The 26,670-nt window shown below is 48.2% G+C and carries 24 protein-coding genes; 10 read left to right on the forward strand and 14 right to left on the reverse strand.

What is annotated here, in order from left to right:
• Nucleotides 1–49 precede the first annotated feature (49 nt).
• Nucleotides 50–2,020, forward strand: a complete 1,971-nt coding sequence (locus tag ACNI23_RS09600) for a PAS domain-containing sensor histidine kinase (RefSeq protein WP_420248267.1) — start codon at nt 50–52, stop codon at nt 2,018–2,020.
• 67 nt (nt 2,021–2,087) lie between these two features.
• Here the strand turns inward: ACNI23_RS09600 and ACNI23_RS09605 are convergent, their stop codons facing one another.
• A complete protein-coding gene (locus ACNI23_RS09605) occupies nt 2,088–2,807 on the reverse strand; it encodes a DUF4198 domain-containing protein (RefSeq protein WP_420248268.1) in 720 nt (239 codons plus the stop codon).
• A gap of 148 nt (nt 2,808–2,955) precedes the next feature.
• Between ACNI23_RS09605 and ACNI23_RS09610 the strand changes: the two genes are divergently transcribed.
• From ACNI23_RS09610 to ACNI23_RS09625, 4 genes are read left to right on the forward strand one after another with little or no spacing between them, the layout of a single operon-like run.
• On the forward strand, nt 2,956–3,558 hold the full coding sequence (locus ACNI23_RS09610; RefSeq protein ID WP_420248269.1) for an ATP-dependent zinc protease family protein: 603 nt from the start codon (nt 2,956–2,958) through the stop codon (nt 3,556–3,558).
• A 40-nt stretch (nt 3,559–3,598) separates the two neighbouring features.
• A complete protein-coding gene (locus tag ACNI23_RS09615) occupies nt 3,599–5,164 on the forward strand; it encodes an inactive transglutaminase family protein (protein WP_420248270.1) in 1,566 nt (521 codons plus the stop codon).
• 1 nt (nt 5,165) lies between these two features.
• The gene (locus tag ACNI23_RS09620) at nt 5,166–6,104 is read left to right on the forward strand and encodes an alpha-L-glutamate ligase-like protein (protein ID WP_420248271.1); all 939 of its coding nucleotides are present in this window, start codon (nt 5,166–5,168) and stop codon (nt 6,102–6,104) included.
• Nucleotide 6,105: 1 nt separating this feature from the next.
• Entirely contained in the window at nt 6,106–6,912 is an 807-nt protein-coding gene (locus ACNI23_RS09625) for a hypothetical protein (RefSeq protein ID WP_420248272.1), read from the forward strand.
• Between the two features lie 88 nt (nt 6,913–7,000).
• On the opposite strand, the gene recJ is transcribed toward ACNI23_RS09625, so the two are convergent.
• From recJ to ACNI23_RS09675, 10 genes are all read right to left on the reverse strand, one after another.
• On the reverse strand, nt 7,001–8,734 hold the full coding sequence (gene recJ / locus ACNI23_RS09630; protein WP_420248273.1) for a single-stranded-DNA-specific exonuclease RecJ: 1,734 nt from the start codon (nt 8,732–8,734) through the stop codon (nt 7,001–7,003).
• Nucleotides 8,735–8,758: 24 nt separating this feature from the next.
• Entirely contained in the window at nt 8,759–9,583 is an 825-nt protein-coding gene (locus ACNI23_RS09635) for a tetratricopeptide repeat protein (RefSeq protein ID WP_420248275.1), read from the reverse strand.
• Nucleotides 9,584–9,595: 12 nt separating this feature from the next.
• Complete coding sequence (gene pyrF / locus ACNI23_RS09640) at nt 9,596–10,288, reverse strand: orotidine-5'-phosphate decarboxylase (RefSeq protein WP_420248276.1); 693 nt, start codon at nt 10,286–10,288, stop codon at nt 9,596–9,598.
• Nucleotide 10,289: 1 nt separating this feature from the next.
• Complete coding sequence (gene gmk / locus ACNI23_RS09645; protein WP_420248278.1) at nt 10,290–10,922, reverse strand: guanylate kinase; 633 nt, start codon at nt 10,920–10,922, stop codon at nt 10,290–10,292.
• Nucleotides 10,915–11,175 (reverse strand): DUF370 domain-containing protein, encoded by a 261-nt coding sequence (locus tag ACNI23_RS09650; protein ID WP_015852687.1) that lies wholly within the window; start codon nt 11,173–11,175, stop codon nt 10,915–10,917. The genes gmk and ACNI23_RS09650 overlap by 8 nt, the downstream gene beginning before the upstream one ends.
• Before the next feature lie 9 nt (nt 11,176–11,184).
• Complete coding sequence (locus ACNI23_RS09655) at nt 11,185–12,066, reverse strand: YicC/YloC family endoribonuclease (RefSeq protein WP_420248279.1); 882 nt, start codon at nt 12,064–12,066, stop codon at nt 11,185–11,187.
• Between the two features lie 110 nt (nt 12,067–12,176).
• Entirely contained in the window at nt 12,177–13,466 is a 1,290-nt protein-coding gene (gene mtaB / locus ACNI23_RS09660) for a tRNA (N(6)-L-threonylcarbamoyladenosine(37)-C(2))-methylthiotransferase MtaB (RefSeq protein ID WP_420248280.1), read from the reverse strand.
• 43 nt (nt 13,467–13,509) lie between these two features.
• Nucleotides 13,510–14,712: a DEAD/DEAH box helicase gene (locus tag ACNI23_RS09665; RefSeq protein ID WP_420248281.1), complete on the reverse strand. Its 1,203-nt coding sequence runs from the start codon at nt 14,710–14,712 to the stop codon at nt 13,510–13,512.
• A 94-nt stretch (nt 14,713–14,806) separates the two neighbouring features.
• Nucleotides 14,807–15,796, reverse strand: a complete 990-nt coding sequence (locus ACNI23_RS09670; RefSeq protein WP_420248283.1) for a class I SAM-dependent methyltransferase — start codon at nt 15,794–15,796, stop codon at nt 14,807–14,809.
• A gap of 272 nt (nt 15,797–16,068) precedes the next feature.
• Nucleotides 16,069–16,926: a ribonuclease H-like domain-containing protein gene (locus tag ACNI23_RS09675; RefSeq protein ID WP_420248284.1), complete on the reverse strand. Its 858-nt coding sequence runs from the start codon at nt 16,924–16,926 to the stop codon at nt 16,069–16,071.
• Nucleotides 16,927–17,160: 234 nt separating this feature from the next.
• On the opposite strand from ACNI23_RS09675, the gene ACNI23_RS09680 reads away from it, so the two are divergent.
• Nucleotides 17,161–18,102, forward strand: coding sequence for a PilZ domain-containing protein (locus tag ACNI23_RS09680; protein ID WP_420248285.1), 942 nt, complete (start codon nt 17,161–17,163; stop codon nt 18,100–18,102).
• A 210-nt stretch (nt 18,103–18,312) separates the two neighbouring features.
• Here ACNI23_RS09680 and ACNI23_RS09685 read toward each other — a convergent pair whose 3' ends face one another.
• From ACNI23_RS09685 to ACNI23_RS09695, 3 genes are all read right to left on the reverse strand, one after another.
• A complete protein-coding gene (locus tag ACNI23_RS09685) occupies nt 18,313–18,666 on the reverse strand; it encodes a hypothetical protein (protein WP_420248287.1) in 354 nt (117 codons plus the stop codon).
• A 5-nt stretch (nt 18,667–18,671) separates the two neighbouring features.
• On the reverse strand, nt 18,672–19,277 hold the full coding sequence (locus ACNI23_RS09690; RefSeq protein ID WP_420248288.1) for a DUF8043 domain-containing protein: 606 nt from the start codon (nt 19,275–19,277) through the stop codon (nt 18,672–18,674).
• Between the two features lie 82 nt (nt 19,278–19,359).
• Nucleotides 19,360–20,907: a glycosyltransferase family 9 protein gene (locus ACNI23_RS09695; RefSeq protein ID WP_420248290.1), complete on the reverse strand. Its 1,548-nt coding sequence runs from the start codon at nt 20,905–20,907 to the stop codon at nt 19,360–19,362.
• Nucleotides 20,908–21,258: 351 nt separating this feature from the next.
• Here ACNI23_RS09695 and acs point away from each other — a divergent pair, with 351 nt between their 5' ends.
• The 4 genes from acs (at nt 21,259) to ACNI23_RS09715 (ending at nt 26,493) form a co-directional block, all read left to right on the forward strand.
• Complete coding sequence (acs, locus tag ACNI23_RS09700) at nt 21,259–23,244, forward strand: acetate--CoA ligase (protein ID WP_420248291.1); 1,986 nt, start codon at nt 21,259–21,261, stop codon at nt 23,242–23,244.
• 265 nt (nt 23,245–23,509) lie between these two features.
• The gene (locus ACNI23_RS09705) at nt 23,510–24,367 is read left to right on the forward strand and encodes a pirin family protein (RefSeq protein WP_420248292.1); all 858 of its coding nucleotides are present in this window, start codon (nt 23,510–23,512) and stop codon (nt 24,365–24,367) included.
• A gap of 1 nt (nt 24,368) precedes the next feature.
• Complete coding sequence (locus tag ACNI23_RS09710) at nt 24,369–24,995, forward strand: nitroreductase family protein (protein WP_420248294.1); 627 nt, start codon at nt 24,369–24,371, stop codon at nt 24,993–24,995.
• Between the two features lie 217 nt (nt 24,996–25,212).
• Nucleotides 25,213–26,493 (forward strand): L-lactate MFS transporter, encoded by a 1,281-nt coding sequence (locus ACNI23_RS09715; RefSeq protein ID WP_420248295.1) that lies wholly within the window; start codon nt 25,213–25,215, stop codon nt 26,491–26,493.
• Nucleotides 26,494–26,670: the final 177 nt, after the last annotated feature.

Here is a 26,670-nt window from a genome sequence, read left to right on the forward strand (position 1 = left end):
AGTTCAACCGAACAAATATAAAAATTAAATTCCGCCAGCAGGAGGTATTTTGTTCAAAAGCAACAAGGCAATGCTCGGGACAATTGCATTAATAGCTATCTTCGTTATCTCCATTGTCTGGATAAATTACAATTCTCCGGCTATTTCTCCACACGATTTGATGATATTCACTATCTCGGCGGCAATCCTCATTCTTGGCGTTGTACTTTTTCTTTTCAAAATCAATTCCCGCAACCTTACTCTTAAGATCCGGCTAGAAGAAGCTGCAAAACAGGCCATATTATTAGAACAAACCAACAAACAGCTTAGAAATGAATTAGAAGCGCGCAGTCGTGCAGAAAAAGAGCTTCAGGAGATTAATGCCCAACTAGAAAATCGAATGCAAAAACGGACAGCAGATCTGCAAAAACGCACGGAAGAACTGACCCGTGAGGTTCTGGACCGCCATGAAGCAGAAGAAGCCATGCGGCTTATATTCAACAACACCAATGATTCTATTTTTATCCACGATGCTGACGGAAGGATTTTGGACGTAAACGACACTATGCTTGATAAATACAAGCTAGACATGAGCACAGTACTCAACATGTCCATAAAGGAAGATTTTTCAGCTCCGGATATGGACATGGATATTTTAGATCAATATTGGCAGAAAGCCGTAGACGGAGAAGAAGTTTCTTTCGAATGGACCTCCAGAAGCCCCGGAGACGGCAAACTCTTTGAAGTGGAAGTAACCCTGAACCGTATCGAATTTGAAGGTAAAGTAGTCATTCTGGCCAATGTGCATGACATATCAGAGCAGAAAAAAGCCCTGATTCAACAGGCAGAACATCAGGAATTTCTAGGAACAATTTTCGAAGGAATCGGAGCTGCGGTATTCGTCTTTGATCCCGTCAAAGGCATTATGGTAGACTGCAACGGCGTTGGAGAGAAACTTCTGAAAATGGACCGCAGCGCAATTCTGAATGCTGCATGTCAGACCGAGTTTACATTTACCTCGGACACTAAAAAAGACCTGCTTTGCCCTAACTGGCATGAGCAGGGGACATATGAAGAGGGAGTTCTATCTCTGCAGGACTCAGCACCTTTGCCTGTTTCCCGCCATCTTTTTGAAGTCCACATAGGCGGCACAACCCACCTTGTTCAGGTAGTATTTGACATCACCGACCGCAAGCACCTTGAAAGAAAGCTGAACATCGCCCAAAAGCTTGAATCCATTGGCCTACTTGCCTCCGGGATTGCACACGAAATCAACACCCCGATCCAATATGTTGGCGATAGCATTCGCTTTGTTAAGGAAGCATATGCCGACACCAACGATCTGATTGACCTTTATGAAAAATTCATGGCTGCGGAATCCCCGGAAGAGCGGAAAAACATAATTGAAGAAATCGAAGAGCACAAAGATGATATAGATCTGGAATTTATAAGCAGTGAATCCATTAAAGCCTGCAGCAGGGCACTGGAAGGAGTCGAACGGGTTGCCACAATTGTTTTAGCCATGAAGAACTTTTCCCACTCCGGAGAAGAAAAGATCAAAGCTGTTGATATCAATAAAGCCATCCAGAATACCATTATAGTTTCGCGCAACGAATGGAAATATGTCGCAGACCTTGAGACCGACCTTGACCCCGACCTGCCGCAGGTTCAATGCCTGCCAGGTGCAATCAATCAGGTACTACTCAACGTGATTGTAAACGCGGCACACGCAATCGCTGAGAACACACAAGAAGATCAGAAAGGAACAATATCTATCAGCACAGAGTTAGATCCTCCTTATGCAACTATCAGTATCAAAGATTCAGGCTGCGGAATTTCAAAAGAAAATATACATAAAATTTTCGATCCGTTCTTCACCACTAAAGAAGTGGGCAAAGGCACAGGTCAAGGGCTGGCAATTGTTCACGACATCATAATTGAAAAACATGGCGGGACCATAGATATTGAATCTGAGCTAGGTGAAGGCACTACGTTCATCATTAAACTGCCAATAGAAGGTAACGCAGAAAACGACAGCTAACTAAAACCTCCCCCGAACCAAGCTCGGGAGAGGAAATCAATCAAGCTACGGCTGAAAACTAAGCCAGCTACTTCGTAGTTCTGAAACTCAAAGAAAATGCGTACCAGACACGGCGGGTATCATCGAGACGCTTTTCATACTTCCCGATAATTACCTGACGTCCGGCAGGACCGATTTTTACATTGATAGGTTTGGAATTTTTGAGATTTACCAACTCTGGATGTTCAATATTACGGTCAGTAGTGGTAGAAATCCGAGCGCCTGCTGCGGGCATGGGCTTACCTTCATAGAACATCATAACCGGAAGCATGTCCCCTTCTTTCAACTTGGTGGGATCCTTAAGAGGCACAATTTCAGCACGCTGCCCAATGGGTTTATCCATGTTGTCCATCCATTTGATGATTGTCTTGGAAAGCTTGTAAGAACGACCTTCGTCAATAATCTTGCCGCAAACCTGTCTGGGAAGATCAAAATTCTGCCAGCCGCCTTCTTCGGTGTGGTACCAATACTTGTTATCAAACTCGACCGTCAGCATGGTGTAGGTATCATCGATCCATGCGTAGGCCTCACCCTTATTGTAAACTGGCTCAAGAGAAGTTTTCCAGTTATTCTCATTGATACCTGTCAGAGCGGTAATACGGCTGATGGGGTAAGGATCGGTTGATCCGGGATGCCCATACATCAGATAAGCCTTGCGGCCTTTTTTCTCCAACCACATGTCATGGGCAGAACAAATAGAGGAAAAAGCCAAAACAAAGGCCATTGCTAAAATAATCTTCTTCATCATATATCTCCTTATTTGATTGTGAAAATGAATTTCACTTCCATAGTGAGTATGGTTACAAATTCAAAAATCAAAAGTCAATAACAATCACACCTCAAATTGGTTTCTTGACCTTTACGATTAATTGTTGCACTCCAGTGATGCGGTCGGGGTGATAACTTGGAAGCCATACTATTCGGCAATAATAAATCAGCCCGAATCCGTCCCTGCACGTGATTCTGCACCCAACGAGAGGATTACAATGCGCCACGCCCTTTCAGCACTTCTAATGCTGACAGCTATTTTTTTCAGCACTGCCTGCTCTGCAACAGATGACGTAAAACCTACTGACCATATCATTGCGGGCTATATCGAAAACGTATCCATCAAAATATGGGACCGTGAGACACCGATTATCATGGAAGCTAAACTTGATACCGGTGCGGACAGTTCTTCGCTTCATGCCACAGACATCACAATTCATAAAAAGAATAAAAAAGTTTCATTCACTATTACCGACCAGCATGGCAAAACCCAACGCATAACATGCCCCTATGCACGGATCGTACGTATAAAAAAACGCCCTTCCGGTTACCAGCGCAGGCCGGTTATTCCGGTACAGCTCCAGATTGGTCCAAAAAGTTTCGAAGCTTTCGTCAACCTGACCGACCGCAGCAACTTTGCATACAAAATGCTCATCGGCAGGAAAGAACTGCGTCACGGCATACTCATTGATTCTTCACGAGACCACAGGCTCAGCAAGCCCGTTAAATAAAATTCGCAAACACCCGTGAATAACTACGGAAAGATCCACTATGAATTCCATACAGCTTAAAATACTTGTGGCTCTGCTCCTCACATTGGGGCTGGGCATATTCAGCTACAAAGCTTTTGTCCTCGGCTTTCCTCTGACCCCGGAAGAACAGACTGAAATCTGGAATGTAGAAGCCCATGTTTCATTTGAAGCCGAGGGGAGTCCGGTTAAAGCCACACTGCAAACCCTGAACAAGTTGCCGCAGTATACTGTAACTGATGAATATTACATCGCTGACGACTACGGCCTGCTGCACTCCCTGCAATCTGCTGACGGAACTCCGCTGCAGTCTCGAAACCCTGACAACATCGTTGCCATGTGGTCCCGACGTTCAGCAAAAGGCAAGCAAGACCTATTCTACTCTGCCCGATTAAGACCGAAACACAGCAACGTTGAAGAGAGCTGGGTTCACCCCACTGAAATACCTAAACTCAGTGACCCGCATTTCACAGAAGCTGAACAGGTCGCTGCAAACTCTCTGATCACTGAGGTCGGGAGTGAATCAGCTGATATAGAAACCTTTGTGCCCCAGCTTATGAAGCGGCTTTTGGCGCCATCCAGCAACCCGGATGCAGCATACCTGCTCCGCGATACTGAAAATACACTTGGAGCCGTAAATATGGCCGTACGCCTGCTCCATTTTTCAGGCATCCCGGCCCAGTCTGTGCACGGTATCACCCTGACCACATCGAATGACGCCGGCTTAAAACACTGGCTGGAGCTTTATCACAACGAAAAATGGCACATGTTTGATGTAGCCAATAGAAGTTTCGGGACTCCTGTAAATTTTGTTACCTGGTGGCGAGGCGATGCACCACTGGCTACGGTCAGCGGCGGGAACAATTTAAGCGTTACACTTTCCGCTGTCCCGGCAACTGTCAGCACTCTGGGTAACGTTGTAGACCGTCTTGCAATCTCAGCTCCGACGATACTCGAATTCTCACTGTTCAACCTTCCGGTACAGGCTCAGGCTACCTACAGGGTTATCCTGCTCATCCCTATCGGTGTACTGCTGCTGGTATTTCTACGAAATGTAATCGGCATCACCACCTTCGGGACATTCATGCCCGTACTGATAGCCCTGTCATTTCGCCAAACACAGCTGCTCTGGGGTATATGCCTGTTTTCCATCGTCATCATCCTCGGACTGGCTGTGCGTCTATATCTGGAACACCTGAAACTATTGCTGGTGCCCCGTCTGGCCTGCGTGCTCATGGTTGTAGTGCTGCTCATGGCCGGGATCAGTATTATCAGCTTTAAGCTGGGCTTCCCGCGCGGTGTTTCGGTCAGCCTGTTCCCCATGGTTATCCTGAGTATGACCATTGAACGAACATCCGTCATGTGGGACGAGCTTGGCGCAGGTAAGGCCATACAGCAGATAATAGGCTCAATGGCTGTCGCTGTTCTTGCATACATCGCCATGAGCAACCTGTTTATCGAACACTTGATTTTCGTTTTCCCGGAACTCTTTCTTGTGCTGCTGGCAATGACCGTCATGATAGGGCGCTATACCGGTTTCAGACTGATGGATCTGATCCGCTTCCGCGCTTTCCTCAAGGAAGGTTAATATGGGCTGGTTCGGCAAATTAAAAAAAATCGGAGTTGTAGGACTCAACGGACGCAACGGGGCTTATGTACTGCCCAACAATCCGCGCAGGCTCTATCCTCTGGTGGATGACAAAATCACCACCAAGGAGCTTACTCAGGCGGCAGGACTCAACGTCCCTGAACTTTACGGAGTATTCCGGGCCCAGCATGAACTAAAAAAATTACCCGGCCTGTTGCAAAAGCATGATTCATTTGTTGTCAAACCTGCTCGTGGGGCTGGCGGAAATGGAATTCTGGTCATTACCGGAAAGCTCGGGCCTCGCTTCCGCAAGCCGGATGATTCTTTGGTTGCTGAAGATGCCATATCTTTCCACATTTCAAATATTCTCAGCGGCATGTACAGTCTCGGAGGAATGCCGGACAAGGCAATGCTAGAATATTGTGTGCAGTTCTCGCCCATATTCAAAGACATAGCCTATCAGGGTGTCCCGGATATCAGGATCATTGTTTATAAGGGGATACCGGTAATGGCCATGCTTCGTTTGCCTACAAGGGAATCGGACGGGAAAGCGAACCTGCACCAAGGCGCTATGGGTTGTGGAATAGACATGTGCACAGGTATGACCACCAGCGCAGTGTGGAAAAACAAGAATTGTACCCACCACCCGGACACACTGCACCCCGTCGCAGGAGTCCCTATACCGGACTGGCCGGAACTATTAAAGCAGGCCGCATTAGGTTATAGCGTAACCGGACTGGGCTACCTCGGCGTAGATATTGTTTTGGACAAAAATCTGGGACCGCTGATCCTTGAACTAAATGCGCGTCCCGGGCTGGCAATTCAAGTTGCTAATAGGTGCGGGCTGCAACACAGACTGGATAAAGTCGACAGTGTTCATCAGGATCTGCACTCTGAACAAGAGAGAATTCAATATGCCATGGAAAATTTCGGATCATAACATGCTGCAAAAACTTGTAATCCTTCTTTTCGGCTTAAGCTTATGCCTGCTTGCAGCTTGCAAACAGCAACCCAAAGTCATTGTACCTCCGGCACCTCCTCTTCCGTTGGAAATAGCTAAAGAGAAGGCACCGTTGGGCAAAAGAGAAGTGCGGTTAGACATAAACCTCACCAGACAGCCGGACAAACACAAATTACGCAAAGTCAGATCGCAAAGCATGCCCACTGGGGCACGGATTTCATATCCTGCCGGAGCAGATATTCTCCGCTTCTTGCAATATGATGAAGAAATCATCACTCTGCCCAAAATGCAGACGAATCGTGACTTCAAAATAATCCTGCTGACCAGGGATCAAAATCCACCCAAGACAATAAGCGGATATTCCAACGTAACATACGAGCTTATGAATTCAGGACTGCCCGGAGGTGTCATTCTGTTGGATTCATTCTTTGGAACATTGGAAAAAGACGGCACCCTTTCCTCGACCATGTTCATTCCCACGGATAGGAGTGATGTTTTCAAGAGAGTTCAGGCAGAAATTAGCCCGCGAAAACTTAAATTCAAAAAAGTAATCAGAACCAACGTCCTGCCGGATTCCGAGCACCATTATGTAATCAGATTTGTGGGCAAAAAAGGAATGACCATTCTCTTTGAAATCCGTCACCTCGAAGGCGGCAGCCGTCCTAAAGTAATTCACCGCCAGACCGTGGAAGTTCCGCTGGGAACCCCGGTAATCGAGATCAACGGACACAGGTTCAAAGTCCACACAGCTACTACTGAATTTATTGATATTGAGCGGCTGAGTTAACCAACCTTCTCTCCCCAACTAGGGAGTTCTGAGTGGCTTAACCTGCTTCCCGCCGGAGGAAAAATTAAACCGACAAGCGCGTAGGGCATCAACCGCGTCTTCTTGTATAATCACGAATGGTAAGTTCAATGGACGGAATGCCGTTGAACTTGTCTATCTTGGGCGAGAAAGCAAAACGCATGGTGGAACCGATGAGTTCGGAACCGAGTTCTTCAGCCATGCGCCATGCCTTGGCGGGCATTTTACGGGTCTTTTCAAGGTCGGTGACAGTAAGCTTTACGTGAGCTTTGCCCATGGGCCTGCGTTCAAGAACTTCCACCGGAGGGGTGGTGAAGACTGGTTCCGGGTTGCCCATACCGAAAGGCTGCATCAGTTCAAGCTCTTTAAGCAGCACGTAATCAATATTTTCCAGCGGTAATTCCCGGTCTACCTTAAGCGAAGCCTTAAGCGGATCAGAACCGATCTTATCAATTACCGCTTGATCAAAACGTTCCCTGAATTCGGGAAGCAGTTCAGCTTTGAAAGACATCCCGGCAGCCAGCTTGTGGCCCCCGAAATTAAGAAAAAGCTCGGACATAGAGGTCAGACCTTCATGGATATCAAATTCCTTGATGGACCGGGCCGAGCCCTTGACGACTCCGTCCTCCTCGCAAAGCATCACGGTAGGGCGATAAAATTTTTCAACTACACGGGAAGCGACAATACCGATGATCCCCGGATGCCAGTTCTTTGAGTAAAGCACCAATCCGGCACGGTTATCCCTCTTGACATGCTGCTCGGCCTGAGCAAGTGCTTCCTGTAAAATACGGTCTTCCTCAGCCCTGCGCTCGGTGTTCAACTCATCCAGAACCTTGGCAATAGGTCTTGCGGTTTCCATATCTTCGGCCATGAGCAATTGAAGAGCCCTGCCCGGATCACCCATACGGCCCGAAGCATTGATACGCGGAGCCAGTCCGAATCCAACCTGTCCTGCGCCGATGGCGGCAAACATGTCATAACCACTGACTACTTTCAGAGCTGCCAGTCCGGGACGCTTGGCTTCTTTAAGCAAGAGCAAACCGTTCTTGACCAGAATGCGATTCTGCCCCTGAAGTTCCACAACATCAGCGATGGTCCCGAGAGCTACAAAATCAAGATAAGCGCGCACATCTGCCGGATCACCGGGCAGCAGCCTGTTCAGCTGCGCCATGAGCATAAAAGCCACGCCGACACCGGCCAAAGTTGCACAGGGGCAGTTTTCGAAGGTCTGTCCGTTGTATTCTGTCAGACGCGGGTTGCAGATGGCTGCTGCTGGCGGAAGCTCTTCACCGGGAAGGTGATGGTCGGAAACGACTACGGTCATACCCAGCTCGTTGGCTGCGGCAATCTCTGCATTGTTGGTGATACCGCAGTCGACAGTCAAAAGCAGGTCTATGCCCTGTTCGTGCAGTTTCTTTATTCCGTCAACGTTGAGGCCATAGCCTTCTTCCAGACGGTTAGGCAGATAATGGTCGCATTCGTAGCCACGATCAGCCAGAAAAGTCTTAACCACGGCGGTAGAGGTTACCCCATCCACATCGTAGTCACCCCAGACAGCCATTTTCTTGCCTGCTGCAAGTCCATCAGCCAGAACCTGAGCCGCCAGTTCCAGTCCGGGGATCTCTTTGGGCTGGCAAAGATTGCGCAAACCGGGAGAAAGGAAAAGATCCATATCTTCACGGCTCTGAAAACCACGATTCCAAAGAATTTCCGCAAGTAACTCGGTAATTCCGAGTTCATCAGCAATAGCAGGTATGGAGGAGGGAAGTTCCTCCTCACTTCTAAGCTTCCAGATTTTAGGCAATTTGTGGCTCCGTGGATTTTCAGACTAGAAATCTATCTCAAGATCTAAGATGGGACCGTCTTTCTTTTGTTTCTTTTCAAAGGCATCGACAGCAATATTAAGGTTATCTTCTTCAGGGGAGATGTAACCGATGCCTTTAAGATAGGACCAAAACATGATCCCTTCTTCCAATTCAGGATTCAACTTCAAAGATTTCTTTATGTACTGGATGCAACAATCAAAGCTGCCTTTTTCATAATAGGCACGGGCAATGTTCAAGCAGAGGTTCTCATCTTGTTTACTGATTTCCTCAGCCTTATGATAATACTCAAGTGCCTGCTCGATCATCCCGTTGCGGCGCAGGTTGATACCGAAATCGTTGAACAGGTGTTTGTGCTCTGGCTCGTAAATAGCTCCGATACCCACCAGTCGGCGGAAGACGTCCTCGGCACGGGAAGTCTCTCCGCGCTCCAGGTAGGTCAAACCGAGCCCGAAATTAGCCCGCACATTTTCCTCGTCCACATCAATGGCATGCCCGAACTCATACTCAGCACTATAGCTTTCGCCATTCGCGCGATGCCCTTCCCCGCGCTTGATGGAGCCGTTCAGGGCATCCATGCTCGGGCGCACGACTTCAGCATAATATTCCGGCTCAGGATCGTAATTATCAAGAAACTTGTCCCGTTCAATTGTCATCTTCGGGCCGGACGGGACGTTATTACTGTTAAGTGGCTGCACTTCCAAAGCACCGGTATTCTGCTCTTCCGCAAACCAATATGTCTTTTGTACAGACTGGCGGGTAGTGGTTCCAGTACCGACAGAACTTTCGGTACGGGCCGAGAACACTCCGGAAATTCGGTTGGCAGCCATAAACAATCTCCCTTATGAATTCATTTCAGCGACGATCCTTCGTGCAGCTTCAGCAGGATCATCTGCACCGGTGATGGGCCGTCCGACTACAAGGAAGTTGGAACCGCGATCCACAGCCTGCGACGGGGTAACAACCCTGCGCTGGTCATCAGAGACGGAAGCGGGACGGATGCCCGGTGTCAGGGCCAGAAAATCCTTACCGCATTTTTCTTTGATAGCTTCCACTTCAAGCCCGGAGCAGACCACTCCGTCAAGCCCGGCCTGAGAGGATGCAAGAGCCAGATCGAGAACAGCAGAACCCAATCCATTGGGAACCGGGAAAGGAATATCGTCTTCGTCCATGCTGGTCAGGATGGTGATAGCCATGAGCAGCGGCCCTGCTTCCCCGACAGCACCTTCAGCGCGGCCTTCACGGGCGGCAACGGCCATGCGTTCCCCGCCAAGAGCATGCAGGCTGAGCATATCAGCACCGGCACGGGTTGCGGAACGGACTGCACCTTTAACGGTATTGGGAATGTCAAAAAATTTCAGGTCCACAAAAACCTTGAAGCCCATTTCTTTAAAACGGGTAATGATCTCAGGTCCTTCAGCGCAAAAAAGTTCAAGACCGACTTTCACCCAAGGGGCTACTCCGCGTACTTTTTCAGCCATTTCAATGGCGCTCCGCGCATCTTTAAAATCAAGGGCTACTACTAATTCAGACATATTACTCCCAAGTGCTTAAAATACTTTCAAGAAGTCCCGGATTGCTGCAGGGACGGTTTTTGCCGGCAAGATAAATAGCCCTAAGTTCACCATAAGCTTTATCCAGATCATCATTGACGATCCAATACTCAAACTTCGGTGCGGAAGCCATTTCCTTCATGGCATTCATCATGCGGCGGTTAATGACATGTTCGGTATCCGTATTGCGTCCTTCAAGACGTTTACGCAATTCACCATAAGACGGAGGCATCAGGAAAACGAAAATTCCGTCAGGCATTGATTCCATCAGCTGCATGCAGCCCTGAAAATCAATGTCAAAAAGGATATCCATGCCCTTAAAGAGCATCTTTTCAACAGGCTTTTTAGGAGTGCCGTAAAAATTGCCATGGACCTCGGCCCATTCCGCAAATTCCCCGGCTTCCAGCTTTTCGTTGAATTCATCAACGCTAAGGAAAAAGTAATCCTTACCGTCTTCTTCACCTTCGCGAGGATCGCGGGTGGTGCAGGAAATTGAAAAACCGATCTGAGGGAACTCTTCACGCAGTTTTTTTACCAGCGTACTTTTCCCTGTACCTGACGGAGCGCAAAGAACCAGCACCTGCCCTTTCTTTTCCGGGATACGTCGATCAGTCATTTTCAACCTCCTCGGAGGTATAGCGGTGCCCGATGGTTTCCGCCTGAATTGCCGAAAGGATGACATGGTTGGAATCGGTAACAATAATCGAACGGGTTTTACGGCCTTGAGTTGCGTCTACCAACCTCCCTTCCTGTCTGGCATCCTCACGCAGTCTGCGCATGGGTGAAGAGGAAGGGTTGACGATGGTGATTACGCGGCTTGAAACCACAAAATTACCGAAACCGATATTTAATAATGTCTGCTTCTGCATTTTACCGGATTACTCAATGTTTTGGACCTGTTCACGGCATTTTTCAAGCTCTGCCTTGAACTCGACCACAATCCTGCTCACTTCGGAATCCTGACACTTGTTACCGCAGGTGTTGATTTCCCTGAAAGTCTCCTGCAGCAGGAAATCAAGACGCTTACCTGCGTCCTTGTTGCCGCGCAGAACTTCGAAGATACGCTCAAGGTGGGCATCAAGTCTGGTGATCTCTTCGGAAACATCCAGCTTGTCGGTCAGGATAGCAACTTCCTGCACCATACGGTCTTCGATGTATTCAGCGCCCAGATTTTCCATATTGCCTTTCACTCTTTCGATTAGAGCTTCGCGCTTGATCTCAAGAATCTCGGGAACCTTAACTTTTACCTTCTCGGTGTATTCCTTGAGCAGAGTAAAACGCTCTTCAAGGTCGCGAACGAGGTCTGCACCTTCGTCTTCTCTGGATTCCTTCCAGTTTGCCAGAGCCTTCTCCAGACCTTCGCTGATGGACTTTGCCATCTGCGGATCAGGTTCGCTGGAAGCATCACGCCAGAGACCGGAAATATTGAACAGGCGGTTATAATCAGGAGTAAATGCCACACTATCAGCTGCAGCCATGTCTTTGAGCTGGTCGATCATCGCTTTGGCCTGCAACTGGTTCAGGCTGATGCCCAGCAGCTCGGTGCTGAAAACTTCAAGGTTCAGAGAAAGGTCCACACGACCGCGGGAACCGTATTTTCTTACGATCTTTTCCCAGCGGGATTCATAGCCGCGCAGTGAATTGGGCAGACGCCATTTCAGGTCCAGAAAACGGGAATTAACACTGCGGATTTCCCAAACATGGCTCCATTTATCTTCGGTGGTCTCAGCGCGACCAAATCCGGTCATACTTACGGGCATTTATTGCTCCTTTTGCCTTCGGCGACCCTGCCGGGGGCCTTAAACCCTTTTTGTAAAAAGGGTTTAAGAATCCCAAAAACTTTTACTGGGCTTCGCCGGGGTAAATTTATTTATTTTATTTTTACCAGTATGCTGTCTTCATCAGCTCGTACGGGTTTTACTTCTACTAAATCACGGGGCACTTCGTTTTCAAATCCTTCCTCCAGAATACAGGTGGAATAGAATTCACAAATGCCCTTATTTTTATTTTGGAAAAGGACTTTCAATGAGTCCATTTCTGAAATTTTCTGCAGGAATTCCTGCTTCTTTTCTTCGACCAGCTCACGCAGAATCCGGCCCCGTTCCTTCTTGGTCGGACCATCCAGTTGCCCCTTCATGGAAGCGGCTGCGGTGCCCGGACGTATAGAATACGGAAAAACGTGCGCATAAGAAAGAGGAAGTTTTCGGCAAAATTCAAGCGTATTATTGAATTCTTCCTCGGTTTCACCGGGAAAACCGGTCAAAATGTCCGCTCCAAGCCCAAAAACAGGCCAAACCTCTTTAAGCTTACCCAAAAAGACCAGCACGTCTTCAGGCTTGTAATGGCCTCTGCCCATACGCTTGAGCACCTGACGATCTCCGCTTTGCAGGGAGAGATGCAGCTGCGGACAGATCAGCTTGGACTTGGCGAAAATTTCCAACGCCCTTTCTTTAAGCTGTCCCGGCTCAAGGGAGCTGATGCGCAACCTCGCGCGCCCTCCCCATTCTTGGCCGAATTCATCCTCAATACGCTCCATGAGATCCCAGAAATCAATCTTCTCTTCGAACTCACGACCGTAATGACTCAAGTTAATACCGCTGATAATCATCTCGCGGAACCCAGCCGCCAGCAAACGACTGATCTCTTTAAGTACATCATCCACAGCACGGCTCACACTCGGCCCTCTGGTAATGGGTACGATGCAGTAGGTGCAGCGATGGGAACAGCCGTCCTGAACTTTGACCACCGCCCTTGAGCGTTCATAATCATCAATTTCAAACGGCTGGAAAATTGTGGTGTCGTCAGTTGATTCAGGTCCATCTTCAAGCTTGAGCAGCTCAAATTTACGTTCCTGCGGAATTACATCGGCAACTCCGGGGAGTTCAGCCAGTTCCTTGGCAAAAACCTGAGCAGCGCATCCGGCGATAATTATTTTACCTTCGGGGTTACGGCGGTTAATTCCCCGCACGGTCTGACGCAAATCACGCAACGCCGCTTGGGTCACAGCGCAGGAGTTAATAATGATCTCATGGGCCTCGGCATCATTTTCGGCCTGCTCATAGCCCATGCGCAGCCAACGTTCGCGTACTGATTCGCTTTCATATTGGTTGATCTTGCAACCTAAAGTGGTGATCCAGAATTTTTTCATTACCGTATCCATATTATCCGCTCCTTTTATCATGGAGCCTTAAGATATAAAACTATTACTTTTTATGTTGGGCATTGCGCTTTTTTCGACCATTTTTATCCGGAACAGGAGCAGCGAAATCAGGCTTGGGAATATTATAATTAAAGGTATCCAGATAAAAAAGTTCCAGTCCGTACCCCAGGGATTCTTCAATCTCGGCAAGCCGAGCCTTATCTTCATCAGCAACAAAGGTATAGGCTGTGCCCTTGGCATCCGCCCGTCCGGTCCTGCCGGTGCGGTGGACAAAAATTTCAACATTGTCCGGCATATCGTAATTGATAACGTGAGAAATATTGGAACAATCAATACCGCGTGCGGCAAGATCGGTTGCTACAAGCACGGTAAAATCACCGAACTTGAAACCGTTAAGAGTGCGGTTACGCTTGCTCTGAGAAAGATCGCCATGCAGGTCCGCAGCAGCCAGACCGCCCTTGACTAAACGCTGGGCAAGTCTTCTGGCCCAACGCTTGGTGCGAACAAAGACCAATACCCGCTCAAATTCAATTTCATTGAGCAGGACTTTGAGAAAACTCTGCTTCAAATGCAGGGGAACCGGACAACTATACTGGCTTACCCCGTCCGCACTGACCGTCACTGCCACCCGCACAACTTCAGGGTCATGCAGGATATTTTTGGAAAGATTATTGATTTCATCGGGCATGGTTGCCGAGAACATCAGATTCTGCCGCTCAGCAGGAAGCTTTGCGAGCACTTTCTCAACTTCATCCATGAAACCCATATCAAGCATACGGTCAGCTTCATCGAGGATCAGGGTATCCACTTGGGAAAGGTCTATTTCCTCACGTTCCAGCAGATCAAGCAGCCTTCCGGGAGTGGCATTGATCACACTTACTTTTTTAACTTCTTTGGCCTGTTTGCTGATACCGGCACCACCATAGACCGCAGCGCTGCGGATTCCGGTCTGCCGTCCCAATTCAATGAAAGCCTCATGTGTCTGCAAAGCCAGTTCTCGGGTGGGCGAAAGAACCAGAACCTTTACCGGACCACGCTTCTCAGCTTCCGCATCTAGCAACCGGTGCAGCACCGGCAATACAAAAGCGGCTGTCTTGCCAGTCCCTGTCTGGGCCAAGCCCATGACATCGCGCCCCTTAAGCACAGCAGGAATAGCCTTTAACTGCACAGGGGTCGGAACTTCGTATCCGGCACTGCGGATACCCGAAATAAGGCGCATGTCAAACTTAAACTGGTCGAAACTCAAACAGGACTCCATTAAAATTAAAAATAAAAAAAGCGCGCCCCTTGCGAGGCGCGCGGATCATTATATATTTATGATGTCGTGTAAAGTGCGGAATCTACCACCTGCGCGGCAGCCTGCGCTGTGCCCAATCAGAAAGATAAGGCAACAATTCCTCGCCAAGCTGATGCAAGGGTACGATATTTCCTTCGATTATGATACCTTGCGGGAACAGATTCATATCGTGATATTCCTTGGGTCCCTGAAAAGCTGTATTTTTAGCCAGCAGGACTGAAACATTCAAATCCTTGCAGAAAGCAATCAATCCTTCAGGGAAGAAGGCGGCATCTTTAATATTTTTACCAAGAGTGCGGAACAGGGTCCTGCAAATTGAAACAAAATGTTCGCGGCGCAGAGGCTGATGCATGGCTGCGACTGTCTCGTTGGAAACAAAAGTCACTACCTTATTGGTTAACGGTGCGTAATTCTTGGCATCCCGTGCATCGCCAAGAATAATTTCAGCAATGCCAAGTTCTTTGAAAATCTTATAGCTCTGCAACCCCACCATCTTATCATACTCAATACCGTACAGGGTTATCTCTTTAAAGCCATTGCGACGGGCATGAATATGCTGGGCGAGAAGCAGAATTCCGGTTCCGGTCCCTATATCAAGGCCGACATATTCATCCTGTTCAAGCAACTTGGGGGAAATATTCTGAGTCACGATGGAGCGAATAATGTGACTGGTCTTGGTAATATCAGCAAGCATGCGCAAGGAAAAAGACCACTGACGCAGATAATTCATAAGCTCAATATCATCATCAGGTTCATTGAGGCTGCGGTGGCGACTGAACATTTCACAGAGCTTACTTACTTCATCAAGGGGAACAGGTTTATCAAACCCGCCTTTATGTACATAGCAATAGAAAAACTTGAGTACCATTCCCATGATCATTGAATCGGAAATCCTGACCGAAGGATCACTCATGCGTTCCACGTCATCCAGCAAGGGGCTGTCGGTATATAGCGATGGATCAATAACCATCTCTTCCGGATCCATTAGCGCATGGTGAATATTACCCATCTTAACTGTGCTTTGTTCCTGCATTTAAACACTCCTTGCGAACATCATAATATTAGAATCATGGAGGCATGCTTTACCTACCGTACGAAGGAATGCATAGACCGTTCCCATTTTTTAGGAGGGGAATTTTTTTTGTATAAAAAAGTCTAGAACAACACTTAAACATCTAATTTAATTCATCTAATAAAATTAATACAACAACAAAAAAGGCCGTTTTCAAAACTGAAAACGACCCTTGCAGGCAAAAAATACCATTCAATACAGGCGGCAAAAAGTAACACCTGCCTATTACATAATCAGAACCTGCGAAACGATCCTTCACCGGAATATTTAGCTCTGATTCCATCAACAACTCCCCGATGGGCCTTGAACGGATTCAAAGGTTCGGCCTTCTCGGCAAGGGGAATAAGATCATGCTGGGAGAATCTCTCAATATGAAGATTGTACCCTTTGATCATGAGGTTTTCCAGATTCACACTATCCAGCACGTTGTAAGCCAGAAGAGTTTCAAGGGCGCGCTCATCACCGTTCATTTCATACTCATTCCAAAGCAGCACGGCGAAATAACCGTCCAACCCTTCGGCGTCACCTCGATCCATACCGAAATATCGTTCAATCCCTTTCAGTCCTCCGGTAATCCCCAGAGAACGGAAAACAAACCGCAGGTCGATATGCGCAGCTTCAATCTTAATTCCGAAATATTTTTCAATGAACGGCACATCAAAACATTTACCGTTAAAGCTGACTATGAGGGAATATTTAGCGATCTCTTCTTCAAAATCGTACAGATTTTTACCCTGCACATAAGTCTTGATTTCTTTACCATTCCAGAGAGCAATGGTGGTAATATCGCAACTATGAGCATCTGTCCCGGTAGTTTCGATATCAATGTAAGCGACATTATCGCGGAAATGAGAATACATCCGCCACTGGTCGGAAGCAGGAAGGCGGTCAGCGAACCAGTTAGCATCGTATGCTTCAAGCTTCTGCTTTGATTCACCGCAGCCTTTTTCCAATTCATTCATTTTTGCATCGGAAAGGGGCGTGGCAACTCCATCAAGGATGTCGTTCCAGCTATTCGCTCCAGCCTGCCAGATTTTGGCTTCAGTTGTGCTTCCAATTCCCTTGAGATGACAAAAAGTTCTTTCGAGCATTTAAAAACAGCCCTGTTTTTCAAGTAGTTAATCAATACGGACGAAGTGTCCTTTTATGCATATTCCCGATAGAATCACCGGAATAATGGCCCTACGTCAGGGACGAGGATTAGCCGTAATAGGCTCCTTAGTCCAGTAATTACGTAACATTGACATTAATCTGCCACTGATCATACATATATAGATGATATAAATATTTTCACCATAATAATAGTCGCTATGGAAAATTTGACAATGGAAAAAATTAATTTTCAATACATAATCGATCTCATTCAGACAGAAGTAATTACTCCTGTAAAAAAAATACTCACCACCCTGCCGCAGGAATCTCTCTACCTGATTCTTTCGGCTGCGGGACTTCTTGCACTGCTGGCAGCTATTTTCGCTTTTCTGCTGCTACGTCCTAAACCTAGAAAGACGCAAAAGCCTCAAGGCCCTCAGGACTTTGTTAAATTCTTCCAGAACAGCGGGACGATCATGGATATTGCCGCAGCCGGGGAGCATGAAAATGTAATTGGACGTGGAGTTCTCACTGCAGTAAAACCTGACCATATGCGTGTCGAAATTATCGATGAGAACGGAATTTCGCGCCTCACCCCCACTGCAGAACTAATCCTTATGTTCCCCCCGGAACAAAGCGCGGGCGGAAAGGTAAACTCATTCAGGTCAACCATTAACTCCATTGAGTGTGAAACCGGTAACTGCGGCAGAATGGTCCTGACCCCGCCAGTTAAATTTTCACTGGTCAAAAGACGCCGCCACAAACGCAAACGCGTCATTGACCAGCAATTCATCCGGGTCAAGCTGTGGCTTGGCAAGCCGGACAGCGACGACACCACTTTTGCCGACCGGATTCCTGACCTTGCTGTAAATTCATATGATCCCCGCTCCACCGGACATGAGGATAATCAGGTCATCAACATTTCCAATGGAGGTATCGGGGTCGGCGCTTCTCCCGTACTTGTTGAGTCAAAATTAAACATAGATGATGATGTACTGATCAGCATCTTCATGTTCAATTTCCGGCAGAAAGTTTTCAAGCCGTACTGGTATGCTGGAAAAATCCGATCCATGGAAAATATGGACGGCCAAACCTGCCGTGTGGGTATTGAATTCACCAGCACCGGAAAGATGCGCGATGAGAATGAACAGAATATTGACTGGGCAAAAATTTAAACAAGACTGAAAAGAAAGCTCCGGATGTAAGACGCAAAAAAAAAGACAGGAACGAAGCGTATTGAAGCATACGTGAGTTTCTGTCTTTTTTGCAGCTACGCCACAGATGGCGCTTTATCTTCAGTCTTAAAATCCCCCGCCGACTCAGTCAGCGGGGGATAATTGTACCGTGGTTACGCAGAAGGACAGTATTATGTATCGTCCTGCAATCTATCCAACCTTGTTAATATAGCGATTGGCAATCAAGGGGGTGCCGCGTGCGACACTGCCGTACCCCTTGAAGCGGGTACTTTCCTTCTTAACCCGCCCTATGTCCTGCCGCAGCGATGCATGAAGTCTCTTGGCCTCAGCAGTAAGCTGCCCCTGCAGGTTCTTGAGCTTGTTAAGCTTTTCCAGAATTTCATCCAGACTCACGCTCTCTTTTGTTTCCAGAGCCTTATCGGTGAGTACACCTCTTCTTTCTGCGGCATCAAAGGCATCGTCCACCTCGCCCGCCACAAGAAATCTCAACTCTTCGTATCCGATTTCAAGAGCCTGATCCAGAAGTTCCAAGGTTTGAGCCATAACAGTTACCTCTTGGCTACCTCCCGGAGATCCTCACGAATGATGGAGATAACATTCTTCCATTTTTCAACGGAAGGCAGGAATTCATATTCAAGCAAATCAGCCAGCAGAATCCAGTCCTCGTTTTCAAGGACTTCAGTCATTTCAGTGAAAAGACCGGAAAAATCTTCCACAACCTTTTCGAAATCATCGTGTTGTTTAATGGAGAAATGATCACGCAGGTTTCCGACCATGCCGAGGAAATCCCTGATAACATCAAGAAGATCCTGATAAAGTTCGAGGGCTTCAGCATCGTCTGCCTGTCTGAAAAGTTCAGCAACCTGCTTGCCGCCGCCGGCCATGATATTCACGACCTTGTAGAGTTCGAGGGTGATGGCAGAAGCCATCTCAACTGCGGATGCACTGACAATTTCAAGGCTGTCGATTTCGGAAGTTTCAATATCTTCCGACTGGTTGGGGTAAATTTCACTGAAAGGTTCATTGTTAACCTTAACATCGGTTACAATGCGGTCATCAAGGTGTCCGTCTTCCATCACCTTGTCAAAAACCTGCTCAAGATTTTCAAAACTTCTGATATCGAGATCAGTTTTGGTTCCGTCGATAACGATCATAATGACTCTCCTCCTAAATTAGGTACGTAATTTTTTCCGGTTGGTCCGGTACGTCCTCTTTTATACAAGAGTCATGCCAACATCATTCTATGGAAACCGACATAGCACCGACCAATGCCATATACCGATTCAACTGATCCATAACTCCATCCATACTTTCGTGGGTTCTGGATTCAAGCATCCACATGGAAGAGAGCACCGAAAGCTCAGGACAGGAGGACAGTATATCCTGTATTTTTTGCAAGTTAGCCAAAAATTTCATTTTCATGGCTTCAATAGGATCAGCCTGCAGGATCACGGCCTGTTTGCTTAGCAAAAATAAAACATCCCGACAGCTGTTAAGGGCACTGAGCAGTCTGGACCGCAAATCAGGGGAGAACGTCATTTTAGGGAGTTCTGCTGCAACAAATTCATCGCCGTCAAGAAAGCGACGGTAAAGTTCACGCTGCAAAACAATCCACTTATAACGATCACTTTGCGTATGCCCGGAAAGAGAAGTCAGGGAAATCATCCCCCTCTCATCCTTCCCGGTAAGATAAACACGCACGCCTTTATTTTCGATCCGGGGCCACTCTCCACTATCAATAAAATATGCGATAGCATCAAACACAGCATCAGGCTCAACTTCTCGGCGGCAGACATTCTCATAAGCGCACTTCTTCCCAAACGGACAGGGATGGCAATCAAGATCAGGCTCAAAACAGCACAGGTTTGCAGCAGCAGGACCGGTGTCCCACGGCTGTGCTGTGGCAAGGAAAATTGCCGCCAGCGGAGTTCCAGACCCGGCTGCAAGATGCATTGTCCCGGTATCGTTGGTCACCAATAGGTCTATACGGCGCAAAACTGCCGCAAGCTCCTGCAGGGATGTTCCTCCCATAAGATTTACAGACGGGAATTCAGCTCCCTGCAGAATGCGCTCGCCCAGTCCCCTCTCGCCTTCAGTGCCAAGCAGAACCGGAACCATACGCTTTTCCTTCCATAGCCTGCGGCCAAGCGCCCTGAAATACGCAACAGGCCAACGCCTGCGATCCTCACTGGCTCCGGGTTGAAAACCCACAAAGCCCTGTGCACCGGGAGCAGGATTCTCCAGCAGTTTCAGGGCCGCAAGCTTCATTTCCGGTGTAGGTTCAGCAAGCTCAAAAGGAGCAGGCTTATTGATCCCTGCGACTTTGCAGAAAAGATCAACCACATTAAAAGGACTGGACCCGCGGTTGGCGGAAGCCATTTGCAGGAATCCGGCCCAGCGGGAAGTATCGGCATTGAATCCGAAATCGTCCATGGCAAAGCCACGAACTTCGCGTCCCCTGCCAAGTCTGAGGGTAATCAACCGCGAGGAGACTGACGGGGTCAGGTTTATGACCAGTGCCGGATCAAAGGATTCTTCAATTTCAGTGCAATATGATTCAAATACATTAACTGCCTCGCGCCAGTCACGGTCAAGAGATGCCAGGAGAGAGGATCCGGGCAATGAAAAAGTCCTTGTCACATTGCGCAACAACTGGGTGGTCCCGGCGAAATTTTTCAAACACATGACCCCGACTTCATAGCCCTGATCAGTAAGGGAAGTGATTACCGGCTGGGTCTGCAAGATATCCCCGAATCGGGTAAGATTTATGACTAGCGCTTTCATATTGATGCCTCCGGCGGCCCTTCGGGAACCAGAGGAACTTTTTGAAAAAAGTTTCTCTGGACTCTTCAAAAACTTTTAATAGGGCTTCGCCGCTTTGTTTAGTAATTTGTCATCTTTTTAAGGGTATACCTTAACTATACAGACAACGCCACTCACAGCAAACGGTATCTTTTTCGGGTAAACGGCACGAACTTTCCGCCAAACGGTTTTTACTTCCGTTAAGTGATTTTCTTCCACCGTTTATCGAAAAGCATGTGCATGCAAACTGAAAAATGTATATAACTCTAGACATCCGGTAAAAATTTTCTGCTTACACATGCACTTTAAAAAAAGACCTCAGGAGGCCACCTAATGACTGAAGAACAAAAAATTGAAAGTCTCTCCAAAGAAAACAGGCTCTTTAATCCTCCTGCCGATTTCCCCGGCGCATGCGTGAAAAGCCTTGAAGAATACAAAGCCATCTATGACCGTTCCATCAACGACATGGAAGGTTTCTGGGCCGAACGCGCTGACGAGCTGCTCACCTGGGACAAGAAGTGGGATAACGTTCTTGATTATGATTTCGACAAACCGGAAATTAAATGGTTTGAAGGCGGCAAGCTCAATGCCTCCGCCAACTGCCTTGACCGCCACATTGAAAACGGCCGCCGCAACAAGGCCGCACTTATCTGGCAGGGCGAGGAAGACCACGAAGTAAAAGTCTATACCTACGACATGCTCCACCGCGAAGTATGCCGCTTTGCCAACGTGCTCAAAAAACTGGGCGTGCAGAAAGGCGACCGCGTATCCATCTACCTGCCCATGATCCCGGAACTGGCTATCGCAATGCTGGCTTGTACACGCATCGGCGCACCCCATTCCATCATTTTCGCAGGATTCAGCTCAAACAGTCTGCGTGACCGCATCAACGACTGCGGCGCAAAAGTACACATCACTGGAGACGGAGTTCTGCGCGGAGGAAGAAAAATCCCGCTCAAGCCCAACTCAGATGAAGCTCTTAAGGAGTGCCCCTCTGTTGAGCAGTGCATTGTTGTTCCCAGAGCAAATAATGAAATTGAAATGGTCGAAGGCCGTGACCTCCTCTGGTCCGAACTCATGGAAGACCCGGAAATCACCGACAACTGCCCCTACGAACTGATGGATTCAGAAGATCCGCTCTTCATCCTCTACACCTCCGGCAGTACCGGTAAGCCCAAGGGCGTTTTCCACACCACAGGCGGCTACATGACTTACGCAGCCCATACCTGCCAGTGGGTCTTTGATCTTAAAGATGATGATGTGCACTGGTGTACCGCTGATATCGGCTGGGTAACCGGACACTCATATATTGTTTACGGACCGCTTGCCCTCGGTGCTACCAGCATCATGTTCGAATCAGTGCCTACCTACCCGGACCCGGCAAGATTCTGGCAGGTTTGCGAAAAATTCAGGGTAAATATTTTCTACACCGCTCCTACCGCCATCCGTGCACTCATGCGCGAAGGTGACCAGTGGACCAAGAAATACGATCTCTCCAGCCTGCGCATTCTCGGCACAGTTGGCGAGCCCATCAACCCCGAAGCATGGATGTGGTACCACGAAAACATCGGCGCCGAAAAACTGCCTATCGTTGATACATGGTGGCAAACAGAAACTGGCGGACATATCCTGTCTCCCCTGCCGTATGCCACCCCGCTTAAACCCGGCTCGGCAACCCTCCCGCTGCCCGGTATTGATGCGGCAATTGTGGACCGCCACGGCGAAGAAGTCGGTCCCAACGAAGGCGGTTTTCTCGTTATCCGTAAACCGTGGCCCGGCATGCTGCGCGGAGTCTGGGGCAATAAGCAACGATTCAAAGAGCAATACTTTCAAGGCTTCCCCGGTGTATACGAATCCGGTGACGGAGCACGCAGGGATGAAGACGGGTACTTCTGGATCATGGGCCGCGTAGATGACGTTATCAACGTTTCCGGTCACAGACTTGGTACCGCAGAAATCGAATCCGCACTGGTTTCACACCCGGCAGTCTCTGAAGCAGCTGTTGTAGGTATGCCCCATGAGGTTAAGGGCCAGTCTATCTACGCCTATGTAACCCTTAAGGCTGAATACGACGAGGACGATGATCTGATCAAAGACCTGCGCATGCACGTCCGTAAGGAAATCGGCCCTCTGGCAGCACCGGAAGTTATCCAGTTTGCTCCCTCCCTGCCCAAGACCCGCAGCGGTAAGATCATGCGCCGAATCCTGCGCAAGATCGTAGAAGGCGACACTTCGAACCTCGGTGACACTTCGACACTGGCTGATCCTTCAGTAGTGACCGATCTCATCGAAGGTTATGAAGAAATAATGAATCCATAAGTATGGCAAAAGGTTGCCCGGAAGTTGCCCGGTTCTATTTAGAACCGGGCAATAGTTCAGCAGTCTTAACCATATGAAACAGGTTGATAAACAGCCTGACCGGATGAGACCGGGATATACGAAAAATGCTTCTATCTATTGTGGAAGGTGGCTATGGAAGCATCGTATATTCCGGTCTATTTTTTTGCCCTCGCTCTTGCAAATACACTCCATACTGTTACCATAAGAAATAACAATCTCAGTACACTTAGTGCAGGAGTATGCAATGCGACGAGAAATCGAACAGATATTTTATGGCGAACCGGTACACGAAGGTGCCGGGGTAAAATTACACCGGGCTTTCGGATATTTTGAAGCCTCCCTTTTTGACCCTTTCCTTATGCTTGATGACTTTCGGTCCGACAATCCCGAAGACTATTTAAAAGGGTTCCCGTGGCATCCGCACCGGGGCATTGAAACCATCACCTATCTTTTAAAAGGGGATGTAGAACACGGTGACAGTCTCGGAAATTCAGCTGTTACCGGAGCCGGAAGCGTCCAATGGATGACTGCGGGCAGCGGAATCATCCATCAGGAAATGCCCAAAGGCGATGAGAACGGTTCCATGCACGGCTTTCAGCTCTGGGCTAATTTAAGCTCCGAAAACAAAATGAACGATCCCGAATACCGGGAAATCCCATCCAAAGACATTCCTATTGTCAATCGTGAAGACGGCAGCAGCATAAAAATTATTGCCGGAAAGATAGACGGTACAAAAGGTCCGGCCAAAGGTATCGGCATAGACCCGGAATATCTGGATGTAACCGTTCCCGCAGGCCTTGAATTTATTCATCCCACCAAACGAGGCTACACAGCCTTTATTTATATCACCGCAGGAAACGGAACAGTTAACGGACAGCAGGTGGAAAACCGATCACTTGTTCTTTTCGATGACGGCGATGAACTGGCGGTAAAAGCAGGCAACAGCCCGATCAGCTTCCTTTTACTGACCGGAAAACCGATCAATGAAATGATTTACTGGCGCGGTCCCATTGTCATGCATACTGCGGAAGAGCTGGAAAAAGCTTTTCAGGAGTACAAAGACGGCACTTTTATTAAACACCCTAAACCACAAGGACTATAAAATGGAATTCCCTAAAATTCTGGAAAAACGCAGAGCTGTAAACTTCTTTGATCCTGCACGTGATGTTGACCAAAAACTGCTGGAAAAGATCATTGGACAGGCTTGCTGCGCACCATCAAGCTACAATTTGCAACCGTGGAAACTGAAAATTATCCGTGACATGGATCGTAAAAAGGCTCTCCGTGCACTGGCCTTTGACCAGCCTAAAGTAACCGAAGCCCCGGTAATCCTTATAGTACTTGCTGACCGTGACGGCTGGAAGCTGGAAAACCCAACTGTTGAAAATGTTTTCAACGATTTCGTAGCATCAGGAAAAATGCAGGCTGAACAAAAAGAATGGTTCTCCGGAGTAACTCAAGGTTTGTACGGACGTGATGAAATGGCAGCACAAGCCTTTGCCAACAAGAACGCCGGACTGTTCGCAATGTCACTGATGTACGCAGCCACAGCCAACGGTCTGGAATCCCATCCAATGGACGGCTTCGACCTTCAAGGGGTGCGCAAGGAATTCAACATACCTGATAATTATTGGATTCCCATGCTTATAGCCGTCGGTTACCTGAATCCCGGAACAGAAATTCCACCCAAGGGCTGGCGGCAATCATATACGGATATTGTTGTCGATTAGCACCGCACTCCCGGAAAGCGCCCATAAACGGAGCAATTCACGGGGCAGACGGCAAAAAATAAGACAAGGCAAGGAAAACGAAATTTGAATTCCCGTTCACCGAAAATAGAATGCAACAATAGTACAGTCATGCTTTTATGACTGCACGGATAAGGAGAACAGCAGAAACACCCGGATTGGAAAGAACAAAAATCAAACTACAACATCGGGGGATGAAATGAGTGACACAAAAGTGATGAACAGATGGTTTGCCGTAGTCGGCGCAGTGCTGATGCAATTGGCACTCGGCGCAATCTACGCATGGTCGGTATTCACCCCTTCACTGATTGCTGCGGGATGGAACAAGTTCCAGACTCAAGCTGTATTTTCCATCGCGCTGGTCAGTTTTGCCATATCCATGGTCTGGGCAGGTAAAAAACTCGCTCAATGGGGTCCCATGAAACTCTCTTTTCTCAGTGCACTCGTACTGGGAGCGGGTTATGCTCTTGCCGGACTCATCGGCGGCACAAGCTTTACCGCCCTCTGTATCTTCATCGGCCTTATCGGCGGTGCCGGAATCGGCTTTGGGTACGTGGTTCCCATTGCCGTCGGCATGCGCTGGTTCCCTGATAAGAAAGGATTTATCACCGGTCTGGCCGTTGCCGGATTCGGCTTCGGTGCCATGGCCTGGGTCAAACTGGCCGGAGCATGGGGCAACCTGATCGGATCAATCGGTATCTCATCCACCTTCTCAATATACGGAGTCCTCTTCTGCCTGATGATCGCAGTAGGCGGCATCTTCATGCGCTTTCCCCCGGAAGGATGGGCACCAGAAGGCTACCACCCTGAAACTAACTCTGATGCGGCAAACGATGCTGAAGAAGAAAATTTCAGCACCACTGAAATGCTCCGCACTCCTCAATTCTATCTCATTTTCGCAACCTTCACCTTCAGCGCGGCAGCAGGACTTATGTCAATTGGCCTGATGAAACTCTATCCCATGGAAGCTTTGCAGGCATCCGGGCACAGCATGGCTGAAGCAAGTGCCATAGCGGGAACCGCCATGGCCGTTTTTTTCAGCCTCGCCAACGGACTGGGACGCATCATCTGGGGAACCATGAGCGATAAGCTGGGCCGCAAGCGGTCCATCCTGCTCATGACCGCCATTCAAGGCGCGACCCTGCTGGCCTTTACAGCCATGGCCGGAAACGCTTTCCTGCTTTATGTGGGAGCAACCATCATCGGCTTTAACTTCGGCGGCAACTTTGCCCTTTTCCCAACCATCACAGCCGACACCTTCGGCACCAAGAGCGTGGGCCAGAACTATCCGTATATCTTCCTCGCATACGGCGCAGGCGGAATCGGCGGTCCCCTGCTTGGCGGAGTACTCGGCGATATGGGCAACTTCCCGCTGGCATTCACCATCTGCGGAGTCTGCTGCTTCATCGGTGCTGCAGCCATAGCAATGCTCAAGAAGCCGCATAGAAGTTTTAACGCCAGTCCTGAAACAACCACATAAAAACATTTCATCAGGGCATTGAGCTAAATGCTCATCTCTGAAGAAAATCCTTACGGAAGTTTAACTCATTTAACTTCCGTACCCCCTAAAAACTCCCCGCATTGTGTGGGGAGTTTTTAATTTTGAAATTAGCCTGCCCTTGAATTTACACTCCGAACTGCATATCATCTATCACCC

Source organism: Maridesulfovibrio pacificus (SeqCode), from assembly GCF_048612815.1.
Taxonomy (GTDB): domain Bacteria; phylum Desulfobacterota; class Desulfovibrionia; order Desulfovibrionales; family Desulfovibrionaceae; genus Maridesulfovibrio; species Maridesulfovibrio pacificus.